Origin of the sequence: Vibrio sp. 10N.222.49.C12 (assembly GCF_041475025.1) — a bacterium.
Lineage (GTDB): Bacteria > Pseudomonadota > Gammaproteobacteria > Enterobacterales > Vibrionaceae > Vibrio > Vibrio crassostreae_C.
The window spans coordinates 1-22,863 of the sequence record NZ_JBFRVF010000069.1 but is presented as its reverse complement, the minus strand read 5'-3'; the positions used below and the strand labels follow the sequence as shown (position 1 = coordinate 22,863).

Here is a 22,863-nt window from a genome sequence, read left to right as displayed (position 1 = left end):
TTGCACGCTAACGTATATATTCCTGAAGAATTCCTAACGCACATCGAAGCAATCATGCCTAGTCACCTAGATATGGCTTCTTTTGTTGCGTCATGCCAAAAACCACTTCGTAAAAGTATTCGAATCAACACATTGAAAATCAGTGTTGAAGACTTCCTAGTACGAGCAAAAGAGAAAGGCTGGGAACTGGAACCTGTACCTTGGTGTGAAACGGGCTTTTGGATTACAGCGGACGAAAGTGAAGCGCCACTAGGTAATACGGCAGAACACATGTCTGGTCTTTTCTACATCCAAGAAGCCAGCTCGATGATGCCACCCTCGGCACTTTTCCAAGGCGAAGCTGATTACCAAGCGGTGCTAGACACTGCGGCTGCACCCGGCTCTAAAACAACGCAAATCGCTGCGCTAATGAATAATCGCGGTGTATTGGTTGCCAATGAGTATGCAGCAAGCCGTGTGAAAGTCCTTCACGCTAACATCGAACGTTGTGGCGTTCGTAATGCCGCTCTAAGTAACTTTGACGGTCGAGTTTTTGGTGGTTGGTTACCAGAACAGTTTGATGCTGTGTTGCTAGACGCACCCTGCTCTGGCGAAGGTACCATTCGTAAAGACGCCGATGCGATGAAGAACTGGACGTATCAATCTGTGGTCAATATTGCCGACACGCAAAAAGATCTGATTGAAAGTGCATTCCATGCTCTTAAACCTAATGGTGTTTTGGTTTACTCAACGTGTACGCTTAGCACCGAAGAGAACCAACAAGTGTGTCATCACTTAAAAGAAACCTTTGGTGATGCGGTTGAATTTGAATCTCTTGAATCACTATTCGACAACGCAAAAGCAACCACGACAGAGGAAGGCTTTCTACACATCTTCCCTCAAGTTTATGACTCAGAAGGTTTCTTTGTTGCACGTATCCGTAAATTAGCGTCTGTTACTCCACCAGAAGTTAAAAAACGTATGGGTAAATTCCCATTTGAAAAAGCATCAAAGAAAACTCAGCAAGAAGTCGCTGAACAACTAATGAGTACTCTCGATATCGAATTGCCAAGCGATACTCAGGTTTGGATTCGCGACAAAGACGTTTGGCTATTCCCAGAAGCGCTAGAGCCGATGATCGGTGAGTTCCGTTTTTCTCGCATGGGAATCAAGATCGCTGAAACCCATAAAAAAGGTTACCGCTGGCAGCACCAAGTAGCGACAACGCTCGCAACAGGTAATGAAGCTAATGTTGTAGAGCTTAGTATTGAAGATGCTCGTGAATGGTTCATGGGCCGCGATGTTCGCCCTGAAAACTTGTCAGGAAAAGGTGAAGTACTAGTGAAGTACAATGGTGCAATCATCGGCCTTGGTAAGTGGGTTGGCAACCGAGTGAAGAACGGTTTACCACGCGAACTCGTGCGCGATAAGAACCTTTTCTAAAAGCGTTCGCACTGAGTACACCTTAATAAACAAAAAGCCCAAACAACGTTAATTGTTTGGGCTTTTTCTATTCTATCGGCCATATAAGTCAGTGTGCGAGCGCTTGTAAATCAACAGCTAATTATATAAATATCAATTCAAGTCACTATTTCCAAAAAGAAAAATCGCACTTTAGAGAATCTAAACTAGACTTCAATCTAACAGTCAAAAGATTAAAACGATTAGCGTAGGCTCTTCGGAGCCCTTTCCCCTAAGCCCAAACAGGAAGGTTTGGGCTTTTTTTTGACCGAAAGGACCGCTTACTTAACTAAGCTGATACCTTCTTTGTCGATAGTGATCTTGCCAGATTTGTATAGACCACCAATTGTCTTCTTGAACGTACCTTTGCTGGTTCTGAATGCAGAGAAAATAACTTCAGGAGAAGACTTATCATTCAAAGGCAGGTAACCGCCTTTCTTCTCAAGCAGGTCAAGAACCTTAGTGCTTAGGTCATCCATCTTAGCCACACCAACCTTCTGAAGAGACAAATCAATCTTACCGTCTTCTTCACGAACGTTTTTAATGTAGCCTTTTAGTGTTTTACCAATGAACAGCTTACCGATGATGTCAGATGGGAAAATCATACCCCAGTGTTCACCGTTCACGATCGCTTTGTAACCTAACTGGCTGCGCTCAGCGATAATGAGATCGACTTGCTCATTTTGCTTATAAGTCGCAGGCGTGTTGTCTAACCATTTGTTGAACTTCGTTGTACCAACGATACGGCTCGATGCTTTATCGATATACACATATACTAAGATTGACTGACCTTCGTTTAAACGGCCACGCTGCTCGCTGAAAGGAACAAGAAGGTCTTTACCTTTCACGCCCCAGCTCATGAATGCACCAGTGCTGTTAACACCTTCAACCGTCATCAAACCAAACTGGCCTACTTGAGCTATTGGTTTTTCAGTCGTTGCAGCGATCTGGTTGTCAGAATCTATGTATAAGAAAACATCTAGCTTTTGACCAATTTCAACACCTTCAGGAGTAAATCGTTTCGGCAGCAACACGGTTCCATAGTCGCTCGCGTCAAGGAATACACCGAAGTCTGCTTGTTTTACTACTTCTAAGTTGTTTATTTGACCAATATTAATCATCAAGGTTGTCTCTACTTTAAATTTGGCGGAGATTATACGTGATCTCTGATATGCTTTCGCTAGTTTCATTCATATTTTTACATTCTAGGAGACATCGTTGATCACCGTTGATAAACAAGATGCGATAACACTTAAAATTAACCATGCCATGGCTAAGACCAAAAAGCTCGACATGGACGTTTATCTATTCATTCCCGGTGAACTTGGACTGACTCCTGAAGTGCTTTCTGAAAGTGCCTTTTTCTACAGCTCAATCACTCAAAAACGTGCCTACTATAGTGACAAAACACTTTTACCTTTGGTACACAGTCGCTTGGCAAAACGTGGACGCTTATCTACAACACAGTATCGTGTCAGTTTGAGTCTGTTTGCCTACCAATATGTTATCGCGTTAGATAAAGCAGTCAGCAGCTTAAATAAAACTGATAGTGACGACGTAACGGCTGATGAAGTAGATGAGGTCATTGAATTGGCTTTAGATATCTTGAAGAAGCTACGCCGAAGCATCCCTTACGAAGAAAATCTCAAGCGCTACTACGCTAATATCGATAACTACCTATCTTGGTATACCGAGCAAAAGTTCCTATCGCTAGTTTCACACATGCCACGAGGTAGTGAGTATTCAACGATTAAAGAACGACTCTTAACGCTTTGTGATAAAGAGACCGCGCACCGTAAACTGAACCGCTACAACTCAGCAAGAGTTCGAGAGGACGTTACCCGCTTGAGTAACAAGATGCGTTTGCTGCGTCGTTTGATTGAACACCCTATCGTGCTTAAAGAAAAGACAACGTCGATGGGTAAGAACGTTAAGCGTGCCGTGAAAGGCATCGCGACCGGTTTGGTGATGGTTGTCGTGACCACTACTGTGATCTTGGCTCGTGACTTTCTTGGTGAGATTACCGCCTCTTTCATCGTGGCAATGTCTTTCATTTACGCACTGCGTGAGATCTTTAAAGATGACTTGAGAGACATCCTTTGGCGCTGGCTGCGTAAAGGCAAGCCAAAATGGAAGCGTCGTTACTATGATCCAACGACCAACAAGTCAGTAGGCCATAAACTGGAATGGTTGGACTACGCAAATTTTTCTAAGCTTGCAGATCGCATTCAGTCGATCCGTAAAAAGCGTGTGGTACAACGTGAAGAGCAAATCTTGCATTACCGCTCTCATACTGAGATGTCGACATCGACCTTTATGAGTGGTTATGAGGAGACTCGTGAAACGTTATCGATCAGCCTAAGAGCGCTGACACGGTTGATGGATAAAGGCTCAAACAAGATCTACCGCTTGAATGAAGGACAAGTGAGCCGCGAATCAGTAGAAAAGCGTCATCTTCTCAACCTGATCATTAAAGAGAACAACCATGATAATGAACCAACCTACTACCGTTGGAAGATCGTTATGAACCGTTCAAAAATAGTTGATATTGAGCAGATCACTCAAGAGTCATAGAGCCGTTATAAAGTTCTCTATAACGGTATGTGGAAACCATTCACATACCGTTGTTTTATCTCTTCAACGTTACCCATGACTTCTAAACCAAAATCTATTATTTAATCGCTATTTTCTTGAAGGGACTTTCTTAATTGAAAGCGTAAGCGTGAACTCCGCCATCGGCTCGTCACCATGTAAAGATGGGCAAGTCGCGATAATGGTTACGGGTTGATTGACCCGTTCTCCGGTCGACATGGTTTCTGCCAGCATAGTGTTGATCAGCTCACCGTCGTTACAAGTGAAATGCACATCACCTTCAGGGCGCTTCAAAAAGTTACCCGTCACCTCTTTAAAAGCCAACGAGATCTTTTCACCTTGCTGCTGAGATTTGCTCATCGCAAGAAACCCACCCGCGACATCCGCACCTACAGCCAAAACGCCAAAGTACATACTGTTAAGGTGATTCTTAGTACGCCTTCTAAGCGGGATTTTCACTTCAACATGTTGGTTGTCCAACGCGAGTAGTTTTGGTCGGCACAACCAGATAAGTGGGACTTTGAAAAAGCCAAACATGCTTAAGTAGAAATTTGCTTTTTGTAGAGGGGTCAACATTCGGATTACCTAGTCAAATCAGTCATCAGACCAGTTAATCGATTAGCGATAGAGATGTCAAAAAAATGTTACAAAAAAGAGATATCATCGCATAATGATATCTCTTTCATTCTCAAAGCTTTAGCGCTTCAAATAAACGGATAGAGCCAGTTGACTTACTAAGACAACAAACCGATTTATGCAGTCACGACCGTTTCTACGCCTTCAAGATCAGCTATGTAACCTTGTAGACGTGGGTAATCCACTAAGCCTTGAGTTACTAGCAGCACTGGCTTCTTCGCGTTCAGGGTTGCTTTAACAATCATATCCAACAAAGTAATGACCGCCTCATTTTGTGGATCAAAAGCGTGTTGCTGAGCTTTATTGTGTTTGTCTACGCCTAAAGTGAAAGACGCTAAGCTATCAACGTTTACCACTACACCATCGAAGTAATGCAGTAAACGTTCGCTCAGTAGCACTGCAGACGGCACATCGCACGAGAACAGTACTTTCAAACCGTTAAGGCCGCGTGGTAGCCCTTGCTCGGCAAGCAGGTCAATAATCTTAGCGGCATCGCTTAACGCACGAACGTAAGGCACAACTACTTCAACGTTGATGCCCTGCTCACGTAATGCCTTAATAACCTGACATTCTAAAGCGAAAGCCTTGCTGTATTCTGGTGTCGCGTAACGAGCAACGCCACGAACACCTAGTGCAGGGTTAATCTCTTCTGCTTCACAGTTCCCGCCAAGCAGCGAACGGAATCCATAGCTGTCTGCACTGCTTAATGCGATACGAACAGAAGTGTGATTTGGCTGAACGGCAGCTTGAATGGCCATCACTAAGGTCGAAACAAAATGCTCATCGACTGTTTTATCGCCAAGGATCGCTTCTAAAGACGTTTTTTCAATATCAGTCAAAGTATCTAAGTGACTCTCGATACTTGGGTGGTAGAAGACACGATCCATCACTAATTCTGATAATGAAACGTATAAGTGGTTAGAATTATTATTATCGTTGTAAGAAGGCAGCACATCACCTAAGACGAGTTCTGGGTGCAAAGTGCTTTGATTTTCTTGAGTCATTGCTGCTCCAGCATTTTTATGTTGTGTTCAAACGAAAATACCGATAGCTGCCTGTTAATACAAGTGAAAATCCCTTATTTGACGCTGGCCTGCTGATAAAAATAAGAATATTAGCAATAACTGAGATAACTTTGACTCAATAGAGTTTATTCCTCTGTTCAATTCCGTTATCTTAACCACTCCGCAATAGAATAAAAAAGCTATCACATGCCATTAAAAACTGATGAGTTGAGAACCCAAGCTCTGGGTCCTATGCCAACTCCTGCCGAACTAGGCAATGCACACCCTATTACTGACGACGTTGCTGAGCGCATTAAAAATTCTCGCCGCCAAATCGAAGATATCCTAACTGGTCGTGATAACCGCCTATTAGTTATCGTAGGCCCTTGCTCTGTTCACGATACAGACGCGGCACTTGATTACGCTGAGCGCTTAAGCAAAATTCAAGACCAGTACAAAGATGAACTGTTCGTTGTAATGAGAACCTACTTCGAGAAGCCTCGTACTGTTGTAGGTTGGAAGGGTTTGATTACCGATCCTAACCTTGATGGTTCATACGCACTTGAAACAGGCTTGAACAAGGCTCGTAAGCTTCTGCTCGATATCAACAAGCTTGGCCTAGCTACCGCGACTGAATTCCTTGATATGATCACAGGTCAGTACATTGCGGACCTTATCACTTGGGGCGCGATTGGCGCTCGTACAACTGAATCTCAGATTCACCGTGAAATGGCTTCTGCACTGTCTTGCCCAGTTGGCTTCAAGAACGCGACCAACGGCAACATCAAGATTGCTATCGATGCAATTCGTGCAGCACATGCTTCACACTACTTCTACTCTCCAGATAAGAACGGCCGCATGACGGTTTACCGTACTTCTGGCAACCCATACGGTCACGTTATTCTACGTGGTGGTGATAAAGGCCCTAACTTCGACGCTGAATCTGTAGATACTGCGTGTAAGCAACTGGCTGAATTCGACCTACCTCAACGTTTGGTTGTAGACTTTAGCCACGCTAACTGTCAGAAGCAACACCGTAAACAGTTAGAAGTTGCGCAAGACATTTGTGAGCAAATTAAATCTAACAAGAACCAAATTGCAGGCATTATGGCAGAGAGCTTCATTATTGAAGGCAACCAGCCAATGACAGACATCAACAACCTAGAATATGGCAAGTCGATTACTGACCCATGCCTAAGCTGGGAAGATACTGCAACAATGCTAGACATGCTTGCAACAGCAATTAAAGATAGAAACTTAGCTTAAGGAAACAACACAATGCCATCATTTGACATTATCTCTGAAGTAGAAGCAGTAGAACTGCGTAACGCAGTAGACAACGCAAACCGTGAACTATCGACTCGTTTCGATTTCCGCGGCGTTGACGCAAGCTTTGATTACAAAGATGAATCAGTAAAATTGACTGCTCAAGACGATTTTCAACTGAAGCAAATGCGCGATATCCTTCGCAGCAACCTAACGAAGCGTAATGTTGATCCTAACGCGATGGAAGCGAAAGCGGCAGACCAAACAGGTCGCACTTGGCACCAAACGGTTATCTTTAAGCAAGGCATTGAAACTGATGTCGCTAAGAAGATCGTTAAGCTAATCAAAGACAACAAAGTTAAAGTTCAAGCTTCTATCCAAGGCGACAAAGTTCGTGTTACTGGTAAGAAGCGTGATGACCTACAAGCTGTTATGGCTCTAGTTCGCGGCGGTGAACTTGGTCAACCTTTCCAGTTTGACAACTTCCGCGACTAATTTTTGAGTTTGAGTGACCGCCTATTTGGGTTGCTCATTCATCAGCACAATGTCGTGTTTGAAATAGCAAAAAGCCACTTCTTTTGAAGTGGCTTTTTATTTATCTGGTCCAGCTTTAGTTTTATTCCGAGCCTCTAGCCGATTTCAAACAACCAGAAAGCTCTCATTTCAACTAGAAGCAATTACCTCAACTGAGTACTTGGGCTGCTGACAATTTTAAGTCTTTGCCGACCAACAGATTAAACTCTACGCTTGCTGGTGGAATAAACACACACACTCGTAATTTCTCTGCTCTTGCTTGCTCAAGCTTTGTTGATAGCTCTCCGCTGTTGGCGTAGCTCTCTCTTTCTGCATCTCGGCGGCACAGGTCGATAAATTCAAATGGACAATCGCTCGGTGAAAGTACGAGCTCTGCCTCCTGCATCAAACGTAAAGCCTTCATAGACAGCAGCTCGACATCTTGCTCGAATTCAATCCAAGTGACCTGCCCTTCGCTATCAATGCCTTCGGTTAGCGCTTGCTGGTAGTAAGACTCTAACTGCTCTCTGTCATTCACCTGCTCGATAAAGCTGGATGACAAGAAACGCTCCCAAAATTTACGACGCTCGTCGACGGTTGGGAATGACTCTTTGATTGAATTGCGTTTTGATGCACCGAAGTCTGCTATCAAACCTATGTTTTGTGGCAATACCGTTTCGAGTTTTTCTCTGATATTTCTTACTAAAACAGGTGATGCCCCGCCACTAGAGATGGCAATTTGGATTCTGCCGCGATTTATCATCGAAGGTGTGATGAAGTCGCAGTAAGGAAGATCGTCAACCACATTGACTAAAATGCCCAGTTTTTTCGCATCATTATACACTTGGTGATTCAAGCTTGGGTTGTCTGTTGTGGCCCAAACCTGCAAGTAATTTTTCGATATGATCTGTGACGAGTAAAAGTTTTGAACCCAGTGAAGCTTGTTCTCGTCCACAAGCTGCTTTAAGTAAGGCGCTACCTTGGGAGACACCAAAGTCACATCCGCTCCCGCTCGTAGTAAGCTATCGACTTTACGGCAAGCAACCTCACCCCCACCAACCACTAAGATTGGCTTATTTTCTACATCCAAAAACATTGGGAAATAACGCATGTTCTTCCTTGAGACTACTTCAATAACTATTCAGCCATGCTACCAAATTTGGAGCATATTCATAACTATCGAAGTGTAATAAAAATATTTATTGACCAAATTTCAACATTTCTTAAGTTTAATATTTCATCATTGTGATATGGATTCAGAATATTTATCTAGTCGATTATCAATATAAAAATCTAAATCTCGTTGCACCAACAGTGTGAACCGTTGCACTATTTACATTCACTTAACATTTGGTCATTCTAATTGTGTTCGGATTTGTGATTTCATTCAAAATTCTTTTTAAATTATACATTTGTGAAACTACGGATCCTTTCCTAACCTTATAAACAGTTGTTTAAATCGCACACAGTTTCATTTGCAAAATGCAACTCGTTTAATTTGAACAACAAGGTCATAGAAAACGCAACACATAAGAGAAACTCAAACGAGCACGAGTATCAGGTGTCACCTGGTTAACAAGGAAGGATACAAATGACAAATAAACTAACACTTCTTGCTTCAGTAGTAGCTGCATCAACTGCGATGATGGCAACATCGGCATCAGCGGCAGAAAGCACTCTGGACAAAGTCACATCTCAAGGATTTCTAACTTGTGGTGTAAGTACCGGTCTTCCAGGGTTCTCTAACCCTAACTCAAAAGGTGAATGGGAAGGAATTGATGTTGAGTATTGTCAAGCTCTTGCAGCGGCTGTACTCGGTGACAAGACTAAAGTTAAGTATGTACCTCTAACAGCAAAAGAGCGTTTTACTGCGCTTCAATCTGGCGAAATCGACGTACTATCTCGTAACACAACATGGACATTACATCGTGACACTGCTCTAGGTCTGAACTTCGTAGGCGTTAACTACTACGATGGTCAAGGCTTCATGGTTAAAAAAGAACTTGGCCTAACAAGTGCTCAAGAGCTTGATGGCGCTTCTGTATGTGTTCAATCAGGTACAACAACTGAACTTAACCTAGCCGATTACTTCCGTAACAGTGGCATGTCTTACAAGCCAGTGGTATTCGATACGGCAGCACAAACATCGAAAGGTTTCGACGCAGGTCGTTGTGACGTGCTAACGACTGACCAATCTGGTCTATACGCACTTCGCCTAAACCTAGCTGATCCTAAATCTGCAGAAGTACTTCCTGAAATCATCTCTAAAGAGCCTCTAGGCCCTGTTGTTCGTCAGGATGATGATCAATGGTTTAACGTTGCTAAGTGGACACTTTCAGCAATGATTAACGCGGAAGAATACGGCATCTCTTCTAAAAATGCAGACGAAATGCTTAAGTCAAAAGATCCAAACATCAAACGTATTCTTGGTGTAGACGGTCCTAAAGGTAAAGGCCTTGGCATTCGCGACGACTGGGGTTACCAAGTAATTAAGCAAGTTGGTAACTACGGTGAGAGTTTTGAGCGTACTGTTGGTACAGGTTCTCCACTTCAAATCTCTCGTGGTGTAAATGCATTATGGAATGCGGGCGGCTTTATGTACGCTCCACCAATCCGTTAATAAATTTTCAAGCATCAATTAGGGCGGAGTTTTCCGCCCTATTTATTAAATGGATTTGAGGTTATAGTAGTATGAAACCTAATGAAACTATTTCTCCAGCTCAGGCAAAGCCACAGCCCAAAAGTGCCAACTTATTTTACAACCCCACTTTTCGCTCCATCATTTTCCAAATTATCGCCGTCGGGGCGCTTTGTGCTTTCTTTTACACGATTGTAAATAATGCACTCACAAACTTAGATTCCCGTGGTATCACCACTGGTTTTGATTTTCTCTCACAAGAAGCTGGTTTTGGTATCGGCTTAACACTGATTGAATACGACGAGACCTACTCATACGGTCGTACATTCTTTATCGGTCTTCTCAATACCGCTTTGGTTTCAGTACTCGGCATCATGCTAGCGACAGTGCTGGGCTTTAGTATGGGTATCGCTAGACTCTCTTCAAACTGGCTAGTTAGCCGATTTGCAGCTGTCTACATTGAGATATTCCGAAATATCCCTCTGCTATTACAAATCTTTTTCTGGTATTTCGCCGTTCTACAAGCCTTGCCTTCTGCTCGTCAAAGTATGAGTCTAGGTGAAGCAATTTTCTTGAACGTACGCGGGTTGTACTTCCCTGCTCCAGTCTTTGAGCAAGGCAGTAGCATTGTCATCGCATCATTGATTGTCGGTATTATCGCTACATTTATTATCAACATCTGGGCTAAGAACAGACAGAAACTGACCGGCCAACAAACACCGATGTTGCGAATTGCCGCTGCGTTGATTTTAGGCTTACCGTTGATAACTTACTTTGTTATGGGCATGCCTATCTCTGCAGATTACCCTGTGTTGAAAGGGTTTAACTTCAAGGGTGGTGTTACGATAATCCCTGAGCTTGCTGCATTGATGCTCGCTTTAAGTATCTATACAGCAGCGTTCATTGCTGAGATTGTTCGTTCAGGTATTAACGCGGTAAACCATGGGCAAACTGAGGCTGCGATGTCTCTAGGCATCCCACGTTCTAGAACTCTAAAGCTTGTCATTATTCCACAAGCATTAAGAATCATTATCCCACCACTAACCAGTCAGTATCTAAACCTGACCAAAAACTCATCACTTGCGATGGCCATTGGTTATCCTGATCTTGTCTCTGTATTTGCAGGAACAACACTTAACCAAACTGGACAAGCTATCGAAGTAATCGCGATGACAATGGGCGTCTACCTAACCTTGAGCCTATTAACGTCCGCTCTAATGAACATATACAACCGCAAAGTAGCGTTGGTGGAGAGATAAGATGAGTACACATCAATTTCAACCTGATCTTCCGCCTCCAGCGAATACCGTTGGGCCAGTCGGTTGGTTAAGAAAAAATCTATTTAATGGACCTATTAACAGCGTCGTCACTGTGATTCTTGCTTACTTTGCTTTCACCCTATTATGGGCAATAGCGGATTGGGCATTCATCAGTGCCGACTGGATAGGAACCACACGCGATGCCTGTACTAGCGAAGGCGCTTGTTGGGTTTTTATCAGCGTTCGTTGGGACCAATTCATGTATGGCTTCTACCCAGAAGCTGAACTGTGGCGACCTCGCCTCTTCTACGCAACGTTGGCCATTTTTGTAGCCTTACTGGCTTATGAAAAAACACCTAAACGTACGTGGATTTGGTTGTTCTTCGTCAACATCTACCCATTTATCATTGCCGGCTTGCTATACGGTGGCGTCTTTGGGTTAGAAGTTGTTGATACCCATAAATGGGGCGGCCTATTGGTTACACTGGTCATCGCACTTGTTGGTATTGTAGTGTCACTCCCGATTGGTGTTGCACTTGCTCTTGGGCGTCGCTCAGAGATGCCGATCATTCGCAGTATGTGTACCGTATACATCGAAATTTGGCGTGGCGTACCGCTCATTACAGTTCTATTCATGGCTTCAGTAATGCTGCCACTCTTTTTATCAGAAGGGACAGAAACCGATAAGCTCATTCGAGCACTTGTAGGGGTAGTTCTATTCAGTGCAGCCTACATGGCCGAAGTAATTCGAGGTGGTCTACAAGCAATACCAAAAGGCCAATACGAAGCAGCTGATGCTCTGGGGTTAAGCTACTGGAAAAAGACCGGGCTTATCATTCTACCTCAAGCTCTTAAAATCACGATTCCTTCAATTGTGAACACCTTCATTGGTTTGTTTAAAGATACCAGTCTTGTTTTGATTATTGGTATGTTTGATGTACTAGGAATTGGCCAAGCCGCGAATACCGACCCTGAATGGCTTGGGTATTCAACAGAAAGTTATGTATTTGTCGCGTTAGTGTTCTGGGTGTTTTGTTTTGGCATGTCGAGATATTCGATATGGCTAGAAAACAGACTTCACACCGGTCACAAACGATAATTAACAAGATCAAGGACGTATTATGACGCAGCAGACAGAAAACAACTCTCAAGGTCTTATGATCGAGTTGAAAGACATGAACAAGTGGTACGGTGAATTCCACGTACTTAAGAACATCAATTTAGAAGTTAAAAAAGGCGAGAAAATCGTTATCTGTGGCCCTTCAGGCTCTGGTAAATCAACGATGATCCGCTGCATCAACCGATTAGAAGAGCACCAAAAAGGTCATATCTTCGTTTCAGGTAATGAATTAACGGAAGACCTAAAGAACATCGAAGCCGTGCGTAGAGATGTCGGCATGTGTTTCCAACACTTCAATCTGTTTCCACATCTGACGGTATTAGAGAACTGTACTCTGGCTCCAATCTGGGTCAAAAAGATGCCAAAAGAAGAAGCCGAAGCGATTGCAATGAAGTACCTAGAGCGCGTAAAAATCCCTGAGCAAGCGGACAAGTTCCCAGGTCAGCTTTCAGGTGGTCAACAGCAGCGTGTAGCTATCGCTCGCTCTTTGTGTATGAACCCTCAAGTGATGCTGTTTGATGAGCCAACGTCGGCGCTCGATCCAGAAATGGTTCGTGAGGTGTTAGACGTAATGGTTGAGCTTGCAGAAGAAGGCATGACGATGCTTTGTGTAACGCACGAGATGGGCTTTGCTAAAGAGGTCGCGGATCGCGTTATCTTCATGGATGCCGGTGAAATCATAGAAGAGAACAACCCTGTCGATTTCTTTGAAAACCCACAATCAGACAGAACGCAGAACTTCTTAAGCCAAATCTTACACCACTAATGTGTTATGATGCATAAACTACAGAGGCGGCTTAGGTCGCCTCTTTGTTTTCAGTGTTATAATTAGTTTTTCAAGATTATAAACAGCGATTCAGTGCGATTAAAATTGAACAACGAACCTTAACTGCACTTTAAGAAATACTTTGTTACACCTTCAGAAACACTTAACCGACTATTTTGATTATTATTTTACGTATACAAGAGGAATGAGAGACTTGATTTTTCGAACTTTCACCCCCATAAATGTACTAATAACTATTGAAGTCACCTTACGAGGAAGATTATGAACAGCCCTATGTTTTCACGCACAGCATCTCAAGAAAGTGCTCTGCAAACCAATAAAGTGTTGCGTAACACCTACGCATTACTGTCTATGACACTACTTTGGTCTGCTGTTGTAGCAGGCGTATCCATGGCGATGAACCTTCCTCGCCCGGGTCTTATTATCATGCTAGTTGGCTTCTACGGCCTACTTTTCCTAACAGAAAAGAACCGTGACAACAGCATGGGTCTAGTCTTCACATTCCTATTTACAGGTTTCTTAGGCTACACCATCGGTCCAATCTTAAACATGTACGTTGGCGCAGGCATGGGTGATGTCATCCTAACTGCACTTGGCGGTACAGCACTGGCGTTTATGGGCGCATCAGCTTACGCACTAACAACTAAGCGTGACCTGTCGTTCCTTAATGGCATGCTATTAGCGGGTTTCGTAGTACTACTTGTAGGTATGGTTGCAAACATCTTCCTACAAATGCCTCTACTATCATTGGCAATGAGCGGTATGTTCATCCTGTTCTCGACTGGTGTTATCTTGCTTACAACGCAAAACATCATTCGTGGCGGTGAAACAAACTACATCTCTGCAACGATCAGCTTGTACGTATCGATCTACAACATCTTCATCAGCCTACTAAGCATCCTAGGCATCATGGGCAGCGACGACTAATCGTTCCCATCATTGAAGAATATCTAGCCCAAGAGCCTACCTCTTGGGCTTTTTTGTATCTATAAGTACGATATTTCATTGGATAGCTACAATTTCTGTTGAGAAAGACAAACTTGGTCATGTACCCTATCCGCATAGTTAATTGGATTCTGGATTAAACATGTTTGAATATAACGGCAAGCAAATCGAAACCGACGCTCAAGGCTACCTATTGGATTACACGCAATGGGAAGAAGGCATGATTGAAATTCTTGCTCAAGACGAGGCGATTGAACTTACAGATGCACACTTAGAAGTCGTACATTTTGTAAGGAGCTTTTACGAAGAGTTCAACACCTCACCAGCGGTTCGCATGCTCGTTAAAGCAATGGAAAAAGCTCACGGCCCAGAAAAAGGCAATAGTAAGTACCTTTTCAAGTTATTCAAAAAAGGCCCTGCAAAACAAGCGACCAAGCTCGCCGGTTTACCTAAACCAGCAAAGTGCTTGTAAAACCTAACCCGCTTTAGGTCATTAAGTTACGTTCAATATAAAATACTGTAGTGCTACAACTACAGTATTTTAAACGCCCCTATGCGTACGTCTTGGCGCTCACTATCTTTAACTTGATGCATCACAACGTTGTCTACTGTTGCGCTCGAAGGGCCAATATAGAGCCAAGCATGTAACTTCTCAATTTGCTGACTCTCTCCGACAACTAACACTTCAACTCGACCATCATTTAAGTTCTTTGCATAACCTGAGAGACCCATAGCTTGCGCCTGCCTACTGGTGTGGTAACGGAACCCAACACATTGAACTACGCCTGACACGACAAAAATATATTGTGAACTTTCCATAACGTTGCCTCATAAATTATATGAATGATATAGTCGAGTTTCTATTCATTCACCGCTTATTGGTGGACTTACTTCGAGTATAACGATTATGAAAGAAATCCCATTTCGTTGGATTGACAAATATCTCATTCACCTAAAAATCCAAGAAAAGTTCTATCTACTCTTCTTATTGCCTCTTCTCGCCCTGGTTATATTAACTCTCGTTTTAGATAGTGCCGCGGACTCTTTACTTGCTCACCTTTATCAAGAAGAAATGCTCTTGATGAAAGGGCTTATCGAAGCGGGTCAACTCACTAAAGATCAAGTAGCTCAGCTTGTCAGCAGCTCTGAAACCATCTCTTTAGGCTACGGTGCTGGTTCTGTTTCAGTGATGAATGGAGCGTTCAGCCTAGTTGCTAACCATGACCAAAACCTTTGGTCTGCTCTATCGACGACTCAGGTTTCTATCATCGCTGTAACCCTAACGCTTATCGCACTAGGTGTTTACTACATCATGACTTTCATTGGCGGCGCGATGTTCTCTATGAACAAAGCTTTGAACACCCTAGCGAATGGCGACTTAACTTGCCGTATGAACTACTTCTTAGTTCGTGACGAGTTTAGTGAAATCGCGATTACAATCGATAAAGTTGCGGAGCGTGAACAAAACATGGTTCTATCAATCCAAGAGTCTGTCGCTCTCATGCAGCAAATCAGCTCGGACTTGAACCAGTCAACACAACAAAGTTCAGACATCTCAGGTAACCAACAGGAACACCTGAATAGCTTGGCAAGTGCAACGGAACAAATGGCGGCTACCATTCGCGAAGTCGCTACCCTTGCTCATGAGTCTAGTTCACAAACGATGGACGCTCGCGGCGTTGCTCAGAGCGGTCAAGTCAAGGTTTCAAATACACTGGAGTCTATCTCTAGCCTATCTCAAGAGATCCAGTCCGCTTCACAAGCAGTAGAAGAACTGGATGCCAACGCGGCGCAGATCGATGAAGTAGTCACAACCATCAACGGTATTTCTGAACAGACTAACCTGTTAGCGTTGAACGCAGCTATCGAAGCCGCACGTGCTGGCGAGCAAGGTCGTGGATTTGCTGTTGTTGCCGATGAAGTTCGTGCCCTTGCCGGTCGTACTCAGCAAGCAACGGTTGAAATCCAAAGCATGATTGAATCATTACAACATAACAGCCAATCACTGACCAAGCTGATGGAAGTCACGGTGAACAATGCTAATGAAGGCCAAACACTGATGTCAGAAGTGAACGTCGAGATCGGTTCATTAGCGGAAAAGAACCAGTCTATTTCAGATAGCAGCACTCAAATTGCTACCGCAGCTGAAGAACAAGGCGTAGTTGCTGACAACATTGCACAAAGTGTTGAAGAGATTCGCCATCAATCAGACAGCATCTGCGAGATGATCAGTAAGAGTAATTCCAATGTTGACCAACTTCGTAAACAAAGCGATACGATGGAAGGTTTACTGACAGGTCTTAAAGCTTAATACTGTTCTCCAACCACAATGTGTTGATTTATCATTACTAGGGCTGCTTTTGCAGCCCTTTCTTATTTGCTTTTCACCTGTACTTCCCCGACAATACATCTCCTTCAAATTCAACAAACAGAGTAAATTATGACTCCTTCAATTCATCTAGCTAAAGGCCGAGATAAATCACTACGCCGCAAACACCCTTGGGTATTTTCACGCGGTATCGATAAGGTCGAAGGCGAACCAAAACAAGGTGAAACTGTAGACGTATATGCTCAAAATGGTCAGTGGCTTGCAAAAGCGGCTTACTCACCAGAATCTCAAATTCGAGCTCGTGTTTGGACATTTGAAAAAGAAGAGATCAACAAGGCGTTCTTCGTAAAACGAATTCAAGACGCACAGTCTTTACGAGAAGACATTATCGAACGTGATGGTCTAACGGGCTACCGCCTAACGGCCGCAGAGTCTGATGGCTTACCAGGTATCACAATCGACAAATACCAAGACTTTCTTGTTTGCCAACTGCTAAGTGCTGGCGCTGAGTTTAACAAAAGCGTATTGGTTGAAGCGTTAATCGAGTGCTTCCCTGACTGCAACATCTACGAGCGTTCAGACGTGGCAGTTCGTAAGAAAGAAGGCCTAGAACAAGTTGTCGGCGTTCTTCATGGTGAAGAGCCACCAAAATCTATCGTGATTGAAGAAAATGGCGTTAAAATCAGCGTGAACATTATGGAAGGCCACAAAACAGGCTTCTACATGGACCAACGTGATAGCCGCAAAGAATCGATGAAGTACGTTAAAGGCAAAGATGTCCTTAACTGTTTCTCATATACAGGTGGCTTTGGCCTTTACGCACTGAAAGGCGACGCAAAGCGTGTTATCAACGCTGATGTATCTCAACTTGCTCTTGATACAGCTAAGCTCAACGCTGAACTTAATGAGTTTGATATCTCGAAAAAGCGCGCTGTGTTCCTAAACGCTGACGTTTTCAAACTGCTTCGTGAATACCGTGACCAAGGCACTAAGTTTGACGTAGTGATCATGGACCCACCAAAGTTTGTTTCAAGTAAGAACAACCTAACTTCAGGCGCTAACGGCTACAAAGACGTTAACATGCTTGCGATGCAAATCCTGAAACCAGGTGGCACTCTACTCACCTACTCTTGCTCTGGCTTAATGGGTACTGATTTGTTCCAAAAAATCATTGCTGATGCAGCATTAGATGCAGGCCGCACTGTTAAGTTCGTAGAACGCTTCGAGCAAGCAGCCGATCATCTAACAGACACAGCCTACCCAGAAGGTTTCTACCTGAAAGGTTTTGCTTGTAAGGTTCTTTAAGCCTTGAGCTTTAGACTCTATTTTATATGACAAAACAGACACATTAAAAAAGGGCCTTTCGGCCCTTTTTGTTATTCATGAATTAAGAGTTTGGTAGGTTAGTCATTAGTGAATTTACTAAATTCGTCAATTCATCACCGGAATAAACACCAGAAGAATCGACGTCAAAACCACTAAGATTACTTGCTTGACCCTGTAATACTATAGTTTGAGAACCTTGATCACTAGTAATGGTTAACTCTAGGTCTTGGTTGTTATCGCTAATCTTAGCCGACAAATGTGCAAGAACATCATCCATTGTATTTTCATCATGAAGGAGTTCAGATAAATCAATACGGTCACTGCCAACTTCAAAGTCAGTAATAACGTCTTGATAGTTGTTCAAAGGTTCATCAACCCACTTGAAGATATCATCACCGTCGCCACCAGTTAGAATGTCATCACCTAAACCGCCGATTAAGATATCGCTACCGTCGCCACCGAGTAAAATATCGTCACCAGTTGCTCCTAGAAGTACATCATTACCGGCATGACCTAAGATGATGTCATCTTGTTCAGTACCCTGGAACTGATCATCGCCTGTCGATGCGTTAAACGAAGAAGTAGGTGCAACATTTACCTCGCCGCTAGGGCTCAGATTTAATGTAATCAATTGCTGTGATTGAACGCCTTGACTGTCCTCTACAGTTACAATAATTTCAAATGCAACAGCTTTACCGGTTTCAATTGCCGCACTGCTACTTGATGGTTGGAAATAGTACGAACCATCTTGTGCAACCCGGAATTCTCCGTAACCAATATCAACAAACAGTTCATTCCCGACAGTGTCTTTGGTAAATGTTAGACCTGTTGGCAGGTTAATGGTGTTTCCATCAGTATCGACTTTCTGAATCACTGACGCTTTGCTCTCATCAATCATTACTGCTACTGCATCTAGGCCAGATAGAGATAACAACAACGAACCAGCAATACCGATTGTTGGGCGAAGTTTTGGTAATTCCGTTGTGATTGATGAGTCTGGAATGTATACAATTTTTCCATTACTGCCTGCGACTTCAGTTAGACCGCTTACAGGAACGCTATTTGCACTGCCAATTCCAACAGCAGTCACATCTTTGTCAGCAATGAATGTATCCCAAGCACTGTTAGTTTCGCTGTCCCAATTACCGTTATCTCGACCATCACTTAAGAAGTAAATAACATCATTGGTTTCATCAGATGACAAACCTGAAACTGGAGAAAAATTATAACCAGAGATTGCAGCCTCTACTCCATCTTCATAATCCGTTCCACCTTGCGCATCGAAGATACCCTTGTAATTGTTCTCATCTACTTTTTCTTGTGCTGTCGTCAAAATAGCGATGGCTTCAGCAACGGTTTTCCATCCTGTATTCGTAGCTTTAGAATCAAAATCTATTAACTGTACTAGAACATCTTCACTGCCTTCTTGAACAGCTACGTTTTCCAATAGATTTATTGAAGCTTGCAATACGTACTCAATTCTCATGTCGCTTAGACCACTCGGAGTACTTGCCATACTTCCAGAAGAATCAATAATCAGAGTAATAACTGTTGTTGGTACGCTCCCGCCTTGCTCTGCTATGATATCGCTAGTTTCAGCAACATTAACACTGGTGCTCGCTGTTGAAACGTTTTCATTCACATCAACAGCAACGACTTCAACGTCAACATCTAACTGTTCACCTGAAGTATCTCTTACTGCAAGATTGTTATAGTTAATCTGCTGTGTAGTGTCACCTTCAATATCAATGACCCAAACAGATTCATCACCACCGGTTACGAAACCACCAAGAACATTACCAGTATCTTTATCAATAATTTCTGCAGAATCTGGTAACCCGGAAATTCTAACTTCATCTAGGTACTCACTACCGTCTGTATCTGCTACCGAAGCTGTTACTGTAAAGCCAACGTCTTGAAGTACATTAAATGTTCCATCTTCATTCAATTCAACAATGGCATCAGCAAAAATCAAGCGTTCAATTTGATACAGTTTATCACCAGTACTGCCCGACTCCGGTGTGTCGCGATTCAAATTATCTACGATTGTCCAATCATGTAAGGTCGTCGTATCACCAACAAAAGTTAGATTGTATTCAGAAAAGTTACCTTCATATACTGCTGTATCAATAGCGCTTGCAGCATCCAAAGAACCTGTACCGCCAGATATATGATCATCTCCATCACGTCCAACGAAAATATCAGAACCGCTGCCTCCTGGGTTTGTATTAGCATCTCCAATCAAACTATCACCAGAGCTTACATCAGAACCAACGATTAAATCATTTCCTACTGTCCCCGTTGTTTGACCATATTGATTCATTACAGTATGACCAAGTTCAGCATAATCACTCTCAGTAAAACTGGTATTAGCGTCAGCATTAACGAGCTTAGTATGCAGTGCATCACTAATTACAACATTTGAAGCATCCCCAAATACTACTGTGACATTAGGTTTATCGGCTACAGCATTTACCGTAAGTGTTGCAGTACCTTCAGTAGATTTGACTCCATCTGAAACAGTAACTGCGAACGGTACACTATCGAAATGTTTATCCGAAGCTGGTGTAAACTCTGCAGAGGTCACTTGCCCTTCTGAATCTATTACAAGCTGAACAAAACCATAAGATGGGTCAACCGTTACATCTGTAATAAATGTCTGGTCTCCATCAGCATCAGTGATATTAAGCTTCTCCAGAGACAAGCTAACAACCTGATCTTCGTTTGAAGCATCAAACTGAGAGTCGTTCAAAACTGGTGCTTGATTTGTTGAATCTTGTGTACTTGAAGTTGAAATAGTTATAACACCTGTATCGGTTCCTTTGTCACTGTCTGTAACTTCATAGGTGATTTTTTCAGAAACAATCGCATCTAAAACTTCAACACCTTGCAATGTGATATTTGAGTTCGATCCATTTGATAGGTCCCCATTAACTGTATATACGCGAATCTCATCAAACCCACCATCAAGCTGAATATTTGCAGTGAATTCACCACTTCCATCATAAACGGCAGAATTACTATCATCGTCAAAGATGTAAGGGTCATGGCCTACCTGAACACCATCTTTAAACAGGATAACTTGTATCTCAGCATCAGCAGAATTGCTGTCAGCATAGTTAGCCCAAACACTACCAAAATCGATATTAACCTCAGTTACTGTTACCTCACTTGCATTAGAATCACCAACCTGAGTAAAGTCTATAGATATATAATCTTTAGTTGAGACGTCAAGTTCTTTATCACCTACACCTAACCCCGACTCATTCACTGCATTATCATAATGCAATGTTTCAGGTGTTAATGTGCTAGATGAATCTGGTCTATCACCATCGAAACGACCACCAGAAATGATTACTCCGCTGCCCAATGTATAGGTTGTCTCTGAACCACTAATGTTATTAAAATCTTCAGACGCATCAAAAGACAGGTCTGAGTTTATAGTCTCATCAAGTACATATTCGATTTGGGTGTCTTCAGTTAGAACTGTATTTTCATCAACTAATGTACGAGTATCACCATCAACCACATATAAAGAACCAAGCTCAGGAAGATCAATAATCGAAAGTTGAACATCTTTATTATCAGTACTGCTTAAATCGTCTTCAGCGTCACTTACGTGAGAATCGAAAGTGAACTGTGCTGTCTGCTCTGTACCTAAGTCAATACTAAAACTAGATGCACTAGGGCCGATATTGGTAGATAACGCATCAGTCCCAATAAATTGCGTGCCTGCAGGCTGATTTTGATATGTTAACTCTGCATCAATATTCAGCTCACCGTCTACAACCGTATCCATATCAACATCAAAGGATAAGGAGCCAGAATCTATATCAGATTGAGTAAGAACTTTAGTTTCAGTAAGTTGACCTTCAACTTCTATCGACAGCGTGGCACCGACTGCAGCACCAGCTGGCAGTGTCACATTATATGAAACCACAGGTCTATCACTGTTAATGAATTCGTCTTCATCCCTTACAATAGTAACTGAAGGGGCAAAGAGTTCTTCAACAGTTTTACCACCATCAGTGAAGTTGAAGTTTTCAAACTCGATGAAAGTGTTCACATCACTATTACTTTCAGTGATAGTCACTGAACCATCAGCGTTTAACTGTACTAAAGCTGAATCCAAAGAGAAATCAAACACAGCGGTATCTGTACCAGAGCCACCATCTACAACTAATCTGTTATCTATGTCGTCTACTGTGGCATTAAATTGATCATCTCCCCCACCAAGTAAGACGAAGTCATCTGTAGTTTCTTGCTGTGCTGGGTCAAAATCACCATGGTAGTAATGTACGGTATTCGATGATTCACTAGTGTTACCGTAATTATCAACTTGTTTGGCTGTAAAGAATTCGTTGTCATTAACTGATGTAGAAACCAGGTTCGATATATCAGTGGTCCAGTTACCATTACTGTCGACTGTAATCGGAGCTACATTCACCTGATTACTGTCTTCATCGAATAGTAATATTGTTAAGCCAGGCTCACCAGTACCACTCAATGTAACTTCAGAATAATCACTAGCTGCAGAATCATCTGAGATATTTGTAATTACAGGAGATTCCGGAATATCTGTGAACACAAAGTAACGCTCTGTATTAGAAGCAACAAAATCGTTACCAGCATCGTCACTTCCAGTCACAGTAGCGGTAAGATCTGCAGGGTTACCCATAATAAGATTCGAACCATGTGTGACTAACTTGAACGTATTGTCAGCTAGAACTACCGTCGAACCGATAAGAACTTTGCTATCTCCAACCCCCAAGTAAATATGTACAGTATCCCCTTCACTTGCATCACCAGAAACTTTACCTGTTATCTCTTGATCAGATGAAGCTTCTTCAGCATTAACAATCCCATCACCAGTAACTTGATCGATATCTATACCGGCTCCTGCAGTGGTGTCCAACGTCGCGTTTTCGCTGTCTGTCGCCGCGTTGCCCGCTGTATCCGTCACGTCCGCTTTCACGGTGATCGCACCATCAACCAGACCCTTACCTGT

Annotated in this window: 18 protein-coding genes; 12 read left to right on the top strand and 6 right to left on the bottom strand. The window is 42.8% G+C overall.

All coding sequences use genetic code 11. From position 1 onward, the window contains the following. Positions 1-1,422 (top strand): 16S rRNA (cytosine(1407)-C(5))-methyltransferase RsmF, encoded by a 1,422-nt coding sequence (gene rsmF / locus AB4583_RS18560; RefSeq protein ID WP_372118701.1) that lies wholly within the window; start codon positions 1-3, stop codon positions 1,420-1,422. A gap of 299 nt (positions 1,423-1,721) precedes the next feature. Here rsmF and AB4583_RS18555 read toward each other — a convergent pair whose 3' ends face one another. Then, complete coding sequence (locus tag AB4583_RS18555) at positions 1,722-2,630, bottom strand: S1 RNA-binding domain-containing protein (protein ID WP_017059694.1); 909 nt, start codon at positions 2,628-2,630, stop codon at positions 1,722-1,724. 28 nt (positions 2,631-2,658) lie between these two features. Between AB4583_RS18555 and AB4583_RS18550 the strand changes: the two genes are divergently transcribed. After that, positions 2,659-4,014 (top strand): hypothetical protein, encoded by a 1,356-nt coding sequence (locus AB4583_RS18550; protein ID WP_017063834.1) that lies wholly within the window; start codon positions 2,659-2,661, stop codon positions 4,012-4,014. A gap of 108 nt (positions 4,015-4,122) precedes the next feature. Here AB4583_RS18550 and AB4583_RS18545 read toward each other — a convergent pair whose 3' ends face one another. Next, positions 4,123-4,608 (bottom strand): PaaI family thioesterase, encoded by a 486-nt coding sequence (locus AB4583_RS18545; protein WP_017059696.1) that lies wholly within the window; start codon positions 4,606-4,608, stop codon positions 4,123-4,125. A 176-nt stretch (positions 4,609-4,784) separates the two neighbouring features. Beyond that, positions 4,785-5,672: a putative PEP-binding protein gene (locus AB4583_RS18540; RefSeq protein ID WP_017068923.1), complete on the bottom strand. Its 888-nt coding sequence runs from the start codon at positions 5,670-5,672 to the stop codon at positions 4,785-4,787. A 207-nt stretch (positions 5,673-5,879) separates the two neighbouring features. Between AB4583_RS18540 and AB4583_RS18535 the strand changes: the two genes are divergently transcribed. Continuing rightward, positions 5,880-6,938 carry a 3-deoxy-7-phosphoheptulonate synthase gene (locus AB4583_RS18535; protein ID WP_017059698.1) on the top strand — a complete coding sequence of 353 codons (1,059 nt, stop codon included), beginning with the start codon at positions 5,880-5,882 and terminating at the stop codon, positions 6,936-6,938. A 12-nt stretch (positions 6,939-6,950) separates the two neighbouring features. Further along, positions 6,951-7,433, top strand: coding sequence for a YajQ family cyclic di-GMP-binding protein (locus AB4583_RS18530; protein WP_017063832.1), 483 nt, complete (start codon positions 6,951-6,953; stop codon positions 7,431-7,433). A gap of 187 nt (positions 7,434-7,620) precedes the next feature. Here AB4583_RS18530 and AB4583_RS18525 read toward each other — a convergent pair whose 3' ends face one another. Next, positions 7,621-8,562, bottom strand: a complete 942-nt coding sequence (locus tag AB4583_RS18525) for a bifunctional precorrin-2 dehydrogenase/sirohydrochlorin ferrochelatase (RefSeq protein ID WP_017059700.1) — start codon at positions 8,560-8,562, stop codon at positions 7,621-7,623. 480 nt (positions 8,563-9,042) lie between these two features. Here AB4583_RS18525 and AB4583_RS18520 point away from each other — a divergent pair, with 480 nt between their 5' ends. From AB4583_RS18520 to AB4583_RS18495, 6 genes are all read left to right on the top strand, one after another. Beyond that, positions 9,043-10,071 carry an amino acid ABC transporter substrate-binding protein gene (locus tag AB4583_RS18520; protein ID WP_017059701.1) on the top strand — a complete coding sequence of 343 codons (1,029 nt, stop codon included), beginning with the start codon at positions 9,043-9,045 and terminating at the stop codon, positions 10,069-10,071. Between the two features lie 71 nt (positions 10,072-10,142). Continuing rightward, the gene (locus AB4583_RS18515) at positions 10,143-11,348 is read left to right on the top strand and encodes an amino acid ABC transporter permease (RefSeq protein ID WP_017063829.1); all 1,206 of its coding nucleotides are present in this window, start codon (positions 10,143-10,145) and stop codon (positions 11,346-11,348) included. A gap of 1 nt (position 11,349) precedes the next feature. Then, positions 11,350-12,447, top strand: coding sequence for an amino acid ABC transporter permease (locus AB4583_RS18510; RefSeq protein ID WP_017059703.1), 1,098 nt, complete (start codon positions 11,350-11,352; stop codon positions 12,445-12,447). A gap of 22 nt (positions 12,448-12,469) precedes the next feature. Then, positions 12,470-13,234: an amino acid ABC transporter ATP-binding protein gene (locus AB4583_RS18505; protein WP_017059704.1), complete on the top strand. Its 765-nt coding sequence runs from the start codon at positions 12,470-12,472 to the stop codon at positions 13,232-13,234. A gap of 282 nt (positions 13,235-13,516) precedes the next feature. Further along, complete coding sequence (locus AB4583_RS18500) at positions 13,517-14,182, top strand: Bax inhibitor-1/YccA family protein (protein WP_017057206.1); 666 nt, start codon at positions 13,517-13,519, stop codon at positions 14,180-14,182. 160 nt (positions 14,183-14,342) lie between these two features. Beyond that, a complete protein-coding gene (locus AB4583_RS18495; RefSeq protein WP_017057205.1) occupies positions 14,343-14,672 on the top strand; it encodes a TusE/DsrC/DsvC family sulfur relay protein in 330 nt (109 codons plus the stop codon). Between the two features lie 59 nt (positions 14,673-14,731). On the opposite strand, the gene yccX is transcribed toward AB4583_RS18495, so the two are convergent. Next, positions 14,732-15,019, bottom strand: coding sequence for an acylphosphatase (gene yccX, locus AB4583_RS18490; RefSeq protein ID WP_017059706.1), 288 nt, complete (start codon positions 15,017-15,019; stop codon positions 14,732-14,734). An 88-nt stretch (positions 15,020-15,107) separates the two neighbouring features. Here yccX and AB4583_RS18485 point away from each other — a divergent pair, with 88 nt between their 5' ends. Both AB4583_RS18485 and AB4583_RS18480 read left to right on the top strand, forming a co-directional pair. Next, complete coding sequence (locus AB4583_RS18485) at positions 15,108-16,511, top strand: methyl-accepting chemotaxis protein (protein ID WP_372118697.1); 1,404 nt, start codon at positions 15,108-15,110, stop codon at positions 16,509-16,511. A gap of 129 nt (positions 16,512-16,640) precedes the next feature. Beyond that, a complete protein-coding gene (locus AB4583_RS18480; RefSeq protein ID WP_108082860.1) occupies positions 16,641-17,834 on the top strand; it encodes a class I SAM-dependent methyltransferase in 1,194 nt (397 codons plus the stop codon). Positions 17,835-17,916: 82 nt separating this feature from the next. Here AB4583_RS18480 and AB4583_RS18475 read toward each other — a convergent pair whose 3' ends face one another. After that, on the bottom strand, positions 17,917-22,830 hold the full coding sequence (locus tag AB4583_RS18475) for an Ig-like domain-containing protein (protein ID WP_372118694.1): 4,914 nt from the start codon (positions 22,828-22,830) through the stop codon (positions 17,917-17,919). Between the last annotated feature and the right edge of the window lie 33 nt (positions 22,831-22,863).

What these genes read in the sequence shown, in the direction of transcription:
- AB4583_RS18555 (WP_017059694.1), bottom strand. Translation starts at nt 2,630, where the DNA reads ATGAAACTAGCGAAAGCATATCAGAGATCACGTATAATCTCCGCCAAA.
- AB4583_RS18545 (WP_017059696.1), bottom strand. Translation starts at nt 4,608, where the DNA reads ATGTTGACCCCTCTACAAAAAGCAAATTTCTACTTAAGCATGTTTGGC.
- AB4583_RS18540 (WP_017068923.1), bottom strand. Translation starts at nt 5,672, where the DNA reads ATGACTCAAGAAAATCAAAGCACTTTGCACCCAGAACTCGTCTTAGGT.
- AB4583_RS18535 (WP_017059698.1), top strand. Translation starts at nt 5,880, where the DNA reads ATGCCATTAAAAACTGATGAGTTGAGAACCCAAGCTCTGGGTCCTATG.
- AB4583_RS18530 (WP_017063832.1), top strand. Translation starts at nt 6,951, where the DNA reads ATGCCATCATTTGACATTATCTCTGAAGTAGAAGCAGTAGAACTGCGT.
- AB4583_RS18525 (WP_017059700.1), bottom strand. Translation starts at nt 8,562, where the DNA reads ATGCGTTATTTCCCAATGTTTTTGGATGTAGAAAATAAGCCAATCTTA.
- AB4583_RS18520 (WP_017059701.1), top strand. Translation starts at nt 9,043, where the DNA reads ATGACAAATAAACTAACACTTCTTGCTTCAGTAGTAGCTGCATCAACT.
- AB4583_RS18515 (WP_017063829.1), top strand. Translation starts at nt 10,143, where the DNA reads ATGAAACCTAATGAAACTATTTCTCCAGCTCAGGCAAAGCCACAGCCC.
- AB4583_RS18510 (WP_017059703.1), top strand. Translation starts at nt 11,350, where the DNA reads ATGAGTACACATCAATTTCAACCTGATCTTCCGCCTCCAGCGAATACC.
- AB4583_RS18505 (WP_017059704.1), top strand. Translation starts at nt 12,470, where the DNA reads ATGACGCAGCAGACAGAAAACAACTCTCAAGGTCTTATGATCGAGTTG.
- AB4583_RS18500 (WP_017057206.1), top strand. Translation starts at nt 13,517, where the DNA reads ATGAACAGCCCTATGTTTTCACGCACAGCATCTCAAGAAAGTGCTCTG.
- AB4583_RS18495 (WP_017057205.1), top strand. Translation starts at nt 14,343, where the DNA reads ATGTTTGAATATAACGGCAAGCAAATCGAAACCGACGCTCAAGGCTAC.
- yccX (WP_017059706.1), bottom strand. Translation starts at nt 15,019, where the DNA reads ATGGAAAGTTCACAATATATTTTTGTCGTGTCAGGCGTAGTTCAATGT.
- AB4583_RS18485 (WP_372118697.1), top strand. Translation starts at nt 15,108, where the DNA reads ATGAAAGAAATCCCATTTCGTTGGATTGACAAATATCTCATTCACCTA.
- AB4583_RS18480 (WP_108082860.1), top strand. Translation starts at nt 16,641, where the DNA reads ATGACTCCTTCAATTCATCTAGCTAAAGGCCGAGATAAATCACTACGC.